Below are 7,187 nucleotides of genomic sequence, written 5' to 3' on the forward strand. Positions count from 1 at the left end.
ACATCCCGCCCGACTTCGGACGCCGGCTGCAGGATCCCGAGCGCCCGGCCGCCCAACTGCTGGCCGACGGCACCGACCCGGTCGTCCTGATGGCGGCCCGCCAGCTCGCCCAGATCTCGCTCGACTACGACACGGCGGCGGACAAGCCGAGCGGCGAGCCGGTCTTCGAGGTCCGCAATTTCTACAACCCGGAGCGGCGCTCGGCGCTCAACATCGTGCCCGGTCTGATCGGGGTCATCCTGACCCTGACCATGGTGCTCTTCGCTGCGGTCGCCATCGTCCGCGAGGCCGAGCTCGGATGATCCGGGGGGCATGCTGCGCGGGGCCAGTTTGGGGGATATGCCTGGGGAGGTGGTGGCGCTGATTGTTTTTGCGGGGGTTACGTTGATGCTGGCTGTGTCTCGGTTTAGTAAGACGTTGGATTGAGGGGATCCGCCACCAAGCCGGCCGCGTGGGGTCGTCTGGAGCGACTGTCTAGGCAACGTCCTGTAGTCGATTGACGAGATCATGCCCAGCCGTGGGCTCTGGTAACGGTTTGCCGTCGTGATGATAGAGCTCAATGACTTCGTCGACGACTCGGCAGAGCTGCTTGAAAACAGCCACTTCGTCGTCGCCATGGCATCCGCCGAACACAAGCCCGGGGCAGCTTCCTACGTAGCACTGGTCTTCTTCTGACCACTCTACAATCTTGGCGTATCGATCGCTGTCTTTCATTTCTTGGACTCCGCGATGGCGCGCTCAACGGCACGAACAAGATACTGCTTTGCGTCGTCACCTGGCTTGCCAGAAATTGTGATCGGTTTCTGAACTCGCGGATGAACGAAATTGCGGTGACTGCCCTTGCCACCGCGATTGGAAAAGCCGGCTTGCTCCAGCCGAGCAATGAGCTCCCTTACTTTTGGTGGCATAGTGGATGCTCAATTCTTCTATTGGCTAACGTTGCCGGCAACCCGTGACGCCACACTCTTTACCGAGTCGCGCCGTCCAACTTTCCGGCGTCGGGTTGACGGCTGTTAGCAGGAAAACATGGTCTGTCCCGGTTTTACTTGCTGTCCAATCTGGACTGGGCCACCACGCTGCGGCGCAACCTCAAGCACTATCAGCCGGAGCTGGGTGTCGTGATCCCGGAGCGGCTGTGGTTCTGGCGACGCCAGCGGCGCAGGCTGCCCTGGGACCTGATCCTGCTCGTCGACCAAAGCGGCTCCATGCTCAGCTCCGTGATCCATAGCGCCGTGGTTGCCGCCGTCTTCCATGGATTGCGCGTCCTGCGCACCCGTCTGGTCCTGTTCGACACCCGAGTGGTCGAAGTCAGCGAGCGTGTCGGCGACCCGGTCGAGCTCCTGCTCGGCGTCCAGCTCGGAGGCGGCACGGACATCGCGGCGGCCATGGACTACGCCCGCGGCAAGGTCGAGACACCGCGTCGGACGCTGATCGTGCTGGTCTCCGACTTCTACGAAGGCGGCAACCCCGCGACGCTCGTCCAACTGACGGCACGGTTGCATCAGAGCGGTGTCGCGCTGCTCGGCCTAGCGGCCCTCGACGACCGAGGCAACCCCGACTACGAGCGACCCTTCGCCGCCCAACTCGCCGCCGCCGGCATGGAGATCGGCGCCATGACACCGGATCGCCTGGCCGATTGGGTCGGAGAGACGATGGCCCGCCGGGGTTAGCCTGAAACCGCTTGACCCAGCGTAGGGCGCAATAGGCCGCGACGGAATCTCGTCTACCTCAACCTGCTCGGACTCGTTCCGCTTGGGCGCACTAACTGCGGGACTTCCTGCGGATCGATGAGCATTTGTATTGAGCGCGCCTTGCCAGGTGTGCGGCTGATCAGCTGCTTCTCCGTCAGCGATTTGAGCATCTGTTGGATCGTCGGAGGCGATGTCCCGAAGAAACGCTGCAGGTCCGCTTCAGCCGGTGATTGACCGAACATCGCTGAATAGTTGCATATGAAGGCTAGATATTGCCCCTGCTTTTCCGTGAACCGGTCAGCCATGCGAATCACTCGGTTGGTTCAGGGCCGGATGCCAATATCACTGCGTCCGTCGCGTGGTTTCTTTGTCGCCGTTCTGTGCCGCAAAGAGCGCTGACAAGGATACTGGGGGCCTGTCGGGGAAGCGTACCACCAGGTCGAGAGAGCCACCCATGGCCGTGATGTAGCTGCGAAGTGTGGACAACAGCATATCTGCCCGACCCTCCAACCGCGAGATGCTCTCTTGCCCCACGCCCAGTAATTCAGCCATGCGCTTTTGAGTCAGGTCGTGTGCCTTGCGTAAGTCCCTCAGCGTCATTTCCTCGGCGATCAGGGCCTCGGCTCGCGCCTCGACCTGAGCTCGACGATCTGGCGGGAGGGAACTCATGATGTCCTGTAAATTCTTCATGATCGGCCTCGGGTTGCGCTCTTCAGTTGATGCAGGTGCGCGTCGAATCGTTCGTCAGCCTTGTTGATGAGCTGTCTGTAGAAGCGCTTTTCGCTCGTTCCCGCCTTGTCTCCCGCGATCAACAGGATGGCACGGCGCTCCGGATCAAAGGCGAAAGCCACCCGCCAGACACCGTCGTTAGCATCGAACCGGAGCTCCTTCATGTTCGCGTGCCTTGATCCGTTCAGTGTATCGACGCACGGCCGGCCAAGCTGTGGCCCAAACATCTCCAACAGTCTCGCGTGGGCCAACAATTCGTCCTGAACGATATCCGGTAGCCTGGCGAATTCTGGCTCGAAGGCCGTGTGAAGTAGGACGGTCCATTGCATAAGCAAAATATAGCCTTCAAGTCATATGCATTCAAGAGCATGTCGGACCTGTGTGAAGGCTACTTTGTGACGTTCTTATGCCAGTGTCTTGAGGCGCCAAGAGCCATGTTTCTTTCTGTCCGCAAGGCTTGAAGAGACTCGGCGGAGTGTCCGCGACACGCGGGAGCGGTCAGATTCGCCCTGCCTTGGATGCCGAGTGAATTCCAGATAGCGGACACTCAGGATCTATTTTTTCTATCCGATGTTTCTGGCGGATACTTGGAGTTCAGTAAACTGTCACCGGAACTGGCCATGAGCGGCGGCCAGAAGCAGCGTCTCGCCCTCGCCGCCGCCACACTGCACGCGCCGCCCCTGCTCTTCCTCGACGAGCCGACCAGCGCGGTCGACCCCCAGAGCCGGCGCGATTTCTGGGAGACCCTCTTCGCGCTGGTCGCCGAGGGCACCACCATCCTAGTCTCCACCCACTACATGGACGAGGCCGAGCGCTGTTACCGCCTGGCAATCCTGCAGCGGGGACGCATCGTCGCCGACGGCACCCCGACCCAGCTCTATGCCGGCATGGACGCCCTGGTATTGGAGGTGGAGACGGACGCGCCCGGACCCGCGCGCGCGGCGCTGGACTCACTGGAGCACATCCTCAGCGTCACCCAGCTCGGGGTGCGGCTGCGGGTGCTGGTCGCCAAGGCGGTCGAGGATGCGCCCGAGCGAGTGCGCTCGGCACTGGTGGCCGCTGGCGTCGAGGCCCGGGTCCAGCCGGTCCATCCGAGCCTGGAGGACGTTTTCGTCCTCGCCACCGATTCCGACGGAGCCGAGCCATGAGCCGCTGTCTCACCCGACTGGGCGCGATCCTCTTCAAGGAGGTCCGGCAATTACGACACGACAGTCTCACCTTCGGCATGATCGTCGGCATCCCGCTGATCCAGCTGATGCTGTTCGGCTACGCCATCAACACCGACGTGCGCCACCTGCCGGCCGGGGTGGCCGACCAGGCCTAGACCTCGCTCTGGCGGGCGTTGATCGCCGACAGCCAGGCGACCCAGGTGGTGGACATCCATCGAACGGTGCGCGGACCCGAGGAGCTGGAGCGCCTGCTGCAGCGCGGCGAGATCTCGGTCGGCCTCTACATCCCGCCCGACTTCGGACGCCGGCTGCAGGATCCCGAGCGCCCGGCCGCCCAACTGCTGGCCGACGGCACCGACCCGGGCGTCCTGATGGCGGCCCGCCAGCTCGCCCAGATCAGGCTCGACTACGACACGGCGGCGGACAAACCGAGCGGCGAGCCGGTCTTCGAGGTCCGCAACTTCTACAACCCGGAGCGGCGCTCGGCGCTCAACATCGTGCCCGGTCTGATCGGGGTCATCCTGACCCTGACGATGGTGCTCTTCACCGCCGTCGCCATCGTCCGCGAGGCCGAGCGCGGCAACCTGGAGCTGCTGATCAACACCCCGGTGCACACCATCGAGCTGATGCTCGGCAAGATCATCCCCTACGTCCTCATCGGACCGGTGCAGGTGAGCATCATCCTGGCCCTCGGCACGCTGCTGTTCGGCGTACCCGTAAGGGGCGCGCTCTACCAGGTCTATCTCGCCGCCCTGCTCTCCATCGCCGCCAACCTGACCCTGGGCCTGGTCATCTCCACCGCCGCCAAGACCCAGTTCCAGGCCATGCAGATGACCTTTTTCTTCTTCCTGCCCTCGATCCTGCTCTCAGGAGTCATGTTCCCCTTCGCCGGCATGCCCAAGGCCGCCCAGTATTTGTCCGAGCTGCTGCCGCTGACCCATTTCATTCGGATGATTCGAGGGATCATGCTGCGCGGGGCTAGCTTGGCGGAGATGCCTGGGGAGGTGGTGGCGTTGATTGTTTTCGCGGGAGTTACGTTGACGGTTGCGGTGTCGCGGTTTAGTAAGACTTTGGATTGAGTAGGGTGCGGTCAAGCCTTTTGGGATGATCATGGCGTTATCCCAATCTCATTACACACAAGTCTGTAAGCGCTTGATTTCGCGTGACCGCCCCAAAAACGTCTGTCTATATAAATCAGCGATTTAGGACCAGATCAGCGGAGATGTGTGTAACGAGATAGGCTATAAGGCATGTCATCAATTCCTTGAGAGTGCCATAATGCTCGTCTATTACGATCGAAAAACCGAGCAGACGTCATTTTAAAATCTGGCGTTTCTGCGATTCAAGACGTAGCGCAACTAAACGCTTCCTGCAATGCAGGCGTAATCTTCTCACTCAAAATGCGTGCAGCCCATTCCCGTTGGTTTGGGTCGTATAGCTTAGTCATCTCGCGCAATGCGATGTCGATCCGTACCAACAACCCGAGCGACTCGCTCTCAAGCGCTCGATCAATCCAGGCTTCTTGATCTTGACCTTCCCGACTGAGCATATTAAATAATGCGGACGTGATCGGCTCAACGATTCCTGCTTTGTGACAGGCCACCTCACCATATCCGTCAATGTGATGCGTCGCAACGCCACTTCCTCCGAAAGATACATCTGGCCGCCTCAGAACATGCGGGCAACTGGCAATGATACCTAGCAACTCGAGATCAATTCTAATCGCATCTTCTTCGTGACCAGTCGCCATCGGTTGCCCAGCCAAATGAGACAAGATCAACCACGGATGATAGTCGCTCCACATTCCTGGCGCTCCATAGTCCCCGTCGGCAGAAATCACCTCCCGATGACCATTAATCTCCGCTGTGAATGAACCATCTTCTTCGAAGGTCATGTTCACCATACCGACATTCGGAACGTGAGTAACCGCCTTGAGGCCAGGAGTGATAGATGTCTTCTTGGGTGGCCTGTCAACCAGTGAATAGATTACGTTAAGGGGCACACCTCCCCCAATGTGTGCCGCATCAAGAAACGCATGCGCAGCAACAGTCTCTCCCAACGGGATTTTCGATGTCACCTTAACCAGCCAACGAGCGGTTTCGGTAGCGTCGCCGTGTGCTCGCTCCGTCAACGCATCGCCGAGAAGAAGAGAGATTTCGCTCGCAACTAGTTCGGGCAAACGCACAAAGATCACGGCGTCGTTCGATATATGAATCGCAGACTTAAGGTAACCCCGACTCATCAAGCTTTCGATTTCTGCTGACTGTAGGAATCTAAGCAAAGTGTCTCGCCGCACAACGAACGTCGACATGGCTTCCAGTTTCAGTGCGAGACGTAGCCCATCGTCTTCGACATCGTCCAAGATTGCCTTCGCGACCGCACGAAACTGACGACAAAGCTCATCATCGCGAAATCGTGTACGAGTGTGCCGGATCAAGTCCAGGCTCAACTGCGCCGGAAGAGCGGCGATCACATCATCAGGGTCTCCGGGCTGAGGCGCATACGAACCTCCGATCACTCGCAACATCCATGGCACCCGATGCTCAAGCGCTGAATCCGCGCCGTGCTGAAATACCATTCTCCAAGCCCTAAAAACTTCCGTCGCAGCCTGATATTCTTCGTTGTCCAACAATTCAAGCTCAAACGCCTCATCAATGCGCCGACCAATCGCCGAGGCTTCCCGCCCGCTGGAATTCTGCAACAACTCTTTTGCCACGGCGTCGTCCACAGTCACCACAATCCGGAGTTGTTGCCCGAACACTGGAGAACTCAAATCCTCAAGCGAATGTCGTATTGCCTCATTACGAGGATCGATACCATCTACCGCTAGCACCAATGCCGGTCCATCAGCCTTGGAGACCTGAATTAGCCAGTGCCGAGCCTCATCCGCTGTAACTGGCCACGCCAGTGCCCCCGAGAGTAGATCGGCCACAGAGTGAAGCACCCCGCGTCCTTCATCGCCGCGAACAAAGAGTACTGCCAACTTTGTCGAAGCCACCGTCCTGAGAACGAGTTCCCGCAGCAGACTACTCTTACCTACAAGTGGCGCACCCTTGATCAGAAGGAAACGCCTTCCTTCCTGGAGTAGGCGTACGGCGAAACTTGTAGCCTTACGAGGAAAAAGAAAATCCTTCACGAACGGCAGGAGTGGGTCATCCCGAGAGCCGCTCATCTCGCCTAGAAGCTCGCCGGAGGCAGCACGCACAGCAGGAACCCAAACGGCAGGGTTAGATCCCATAAGCGTAGAAACCGCTTCTTTGAGATCTCCTGTTGCAGCGCGCGCAGCCGATGCGACCAGCGCCTCAAACTCCTCTTCAGAGGGAGTTGCCGGCTCCCAGATCTCGCCGGAATGCGCTGCAAGAATGCGCGTCTCGATGCCGTTCGCCACAACAACCAACGGGAAAGACGGTGTCAAGACCTTGGCATAGGAAAGCCCCTGTGCCTCGTCATCCAACGTAAGCTTGATGTCCCGTTGTTTGAGTTCAAAAACAGCAAGGGGACGTCCGTGCGCATAGACCAGAATATACTTCATATAGGCACAAGATCACATTTCTTGAATGCCTGAAAATTCAACGTGAGCAATGAATCGAGTTCTTTC

The 7,187-nt window shown here is 59.2% G+C and carries 10 protein-coding genes and 1 pseudogene; 5 read left to right on the top strand and 6 right to left on the bottom strand.

Going from position 1 to position 7,187, the window contains the following annotated elements; translation table 11 throughout:
* Positions 1 to 302, top strand: a pseudogene (locus G3446_RS24965) (ABC transporter permease); the annotation flags it as partial.
* 172 nt (positions 303 to 474) lie between these two features.
* Here G3446_RS24965 and G3446_RS24970 read toward each other — a convergent pair.
* Positions 475 to 714: a hypothetical protein gene (locus tag G3446_RS24970; protein ID WP_164456400.1), complete on the bottom strand. Its 240-nt coding sequence runs from the start codon at positions 712 to 714 to the stop codon at positions 475 to 477.
* Positions 711 to 908 (bottom strand): type II toxin-antitoxin system HicA family toxin, encoded by a 198-nt coding sequence (locus tag G3446_RS24975; RefSeq protein WP_164456401.1) that lies wholly within the window; start codon positions 906 to 908, stop codon positions 711 to 713. Before G3446_RS24975 ends, G3446_RS24970 begins: the two co-directional genes overlap by 4 nt.
* Positions 909 to 1,046: 138 nt before the next feature.
* On the opposite strand from G3446_RS24975, the gene G3446_RS24980 reads away from it, so the two are divergent.
* The gene (locus G3446_RS24980) at positions 1,047 to 1,670 is read left to right on the top strand and encodes a VWA domain-containing protein (RefSeq protein WP_164456402.1); all 624 of its coding nucleotides are present in this window, start codon (positions 1,047 to 1,049) and stop codon (positions 1,668 to 1,670) included.
* A gap of 53 nt (positions 1,671 to 1,723) precedes the next feature.
* Here G3446_RS24980 and G3446_RS24985 read toward each other — a convergent pair whose 3' ends face one another.
* Genes G3446_RS24985 through G3446_RS24995 form a run of 3 tightly spaced genes read right to left on the bottom strand, consistent with a single transcriptional unit; the run spans position 1,724 to position 2,749 of the window.
* Complete coding sequence (locus G3446_RS24985) at positions 1,724 to 1,996, bottom strand: LexA family protein (RefSeq protein ID WP_164456403.1); 273 nt, start codon at positions 1,994 to 1,996, stop codon at positions 1,724 to 1,726.
* Between the two features lie 37 nt (positions 1,997 to 2,033).
* Positions 2,034 to 2,381: a helix-turn-helix domain-containing protein gene (locus G3446_RS24990; RefSeq protein WP_209262628.1), complete on the bottom strand. Its 348-nt coding sequence runs from the start codon at positions 2,379 to 2,381 to the stop codon at positions 2,034 to 2,036.
* A complete protein-coding gene (locus tag G3446_RS24995) occupies positions 2,378 to 2,749 on the bottom strand; it encodes a type II toxin-antitoxin system RelE/ParE family toxin (protein WP_164456404.1) in 372 nt (123 codons plus the stop codon). The genes G3446_RS24990 and G3446_RS24995 overlap by 4 nt, the downstream gene beginning before the upstream one ends.
* A gap of 291 nt (positions 2,750 to 3,040) precedes the next feature.
* On the opposite strand from G3446_RS24995, the gene G3446_RS25000 reads away from it, so the two are divergent.
* From G3446_RS25000 to G3446_RS25005, 3 genes are read left to right on the top strand one after another with little or no spacing between them, the layout of a single operon-like run.
* Entirely contained in the window at positions 3,041 to 3,568 is a 528-nt protein-coding gene (locus tag G3446_RS25000; protein WP_245232749.1) for an AAA family ATPase, read from the top strand.
* The gene (locus G3446_RS28450) at positions 3,565 to 3,744 is read left to right on the top strand and encodes a hypothetical protein (protein ID WP_245232750.1); all 180 of its coding nucleotides are present in this window, start codon (positions 3,565 to 3,567) and stop codon (positions 3,742 to 3,744) included. Before G3446_RS25000 ends, G3446_RS28450 begins: the two co-directional genes overlap by 4 nt.
* Positions 3,745 to 3,762: 18 nt before the next feature.
* The gene (locus G3446_RS25005; RefSeq protein WP_245232751.1) at positions 3,763 to 4,668 is read left to right on the top strand and encodes an ABC transporter permease; all 906 of its coding nucleotides are present in this window, start codon (positions 3,763 to 3,765) and stop codon (positions 4,666 to 4,668) included.
* Between the two features lie 263 nt (positions 4,669 to 4,931).
* Here G3446_RS25005 and G3446_RS25010 read toward each other — a convergent pair whose 3' ends face one another.
* On the bottom strand, positions 4,932 to 7,121 hold the full coding sequence (locus G3446_RS25010; RefSeq protein WP_164456405.1) for a hypothetical protein: 2,190 nt from the start codon (positions 7,119 to 7,121) through the stop codon (positions 4,932 to 4,934).
* Positions 7,122 to 7,187 lie beyond the last annotated feature (66 nt).

The sequence above is a fragment of the Thiorhodococcus minor genome, from assembly GCF_010820565.1.
Taxonomy (GTDB): Bacteria; Pseudomonadota; Gammaproteobacteria; order Chromatiales; family Chromatiaceae; genus Thiorhodococcus; species Thiorhodococcus minor.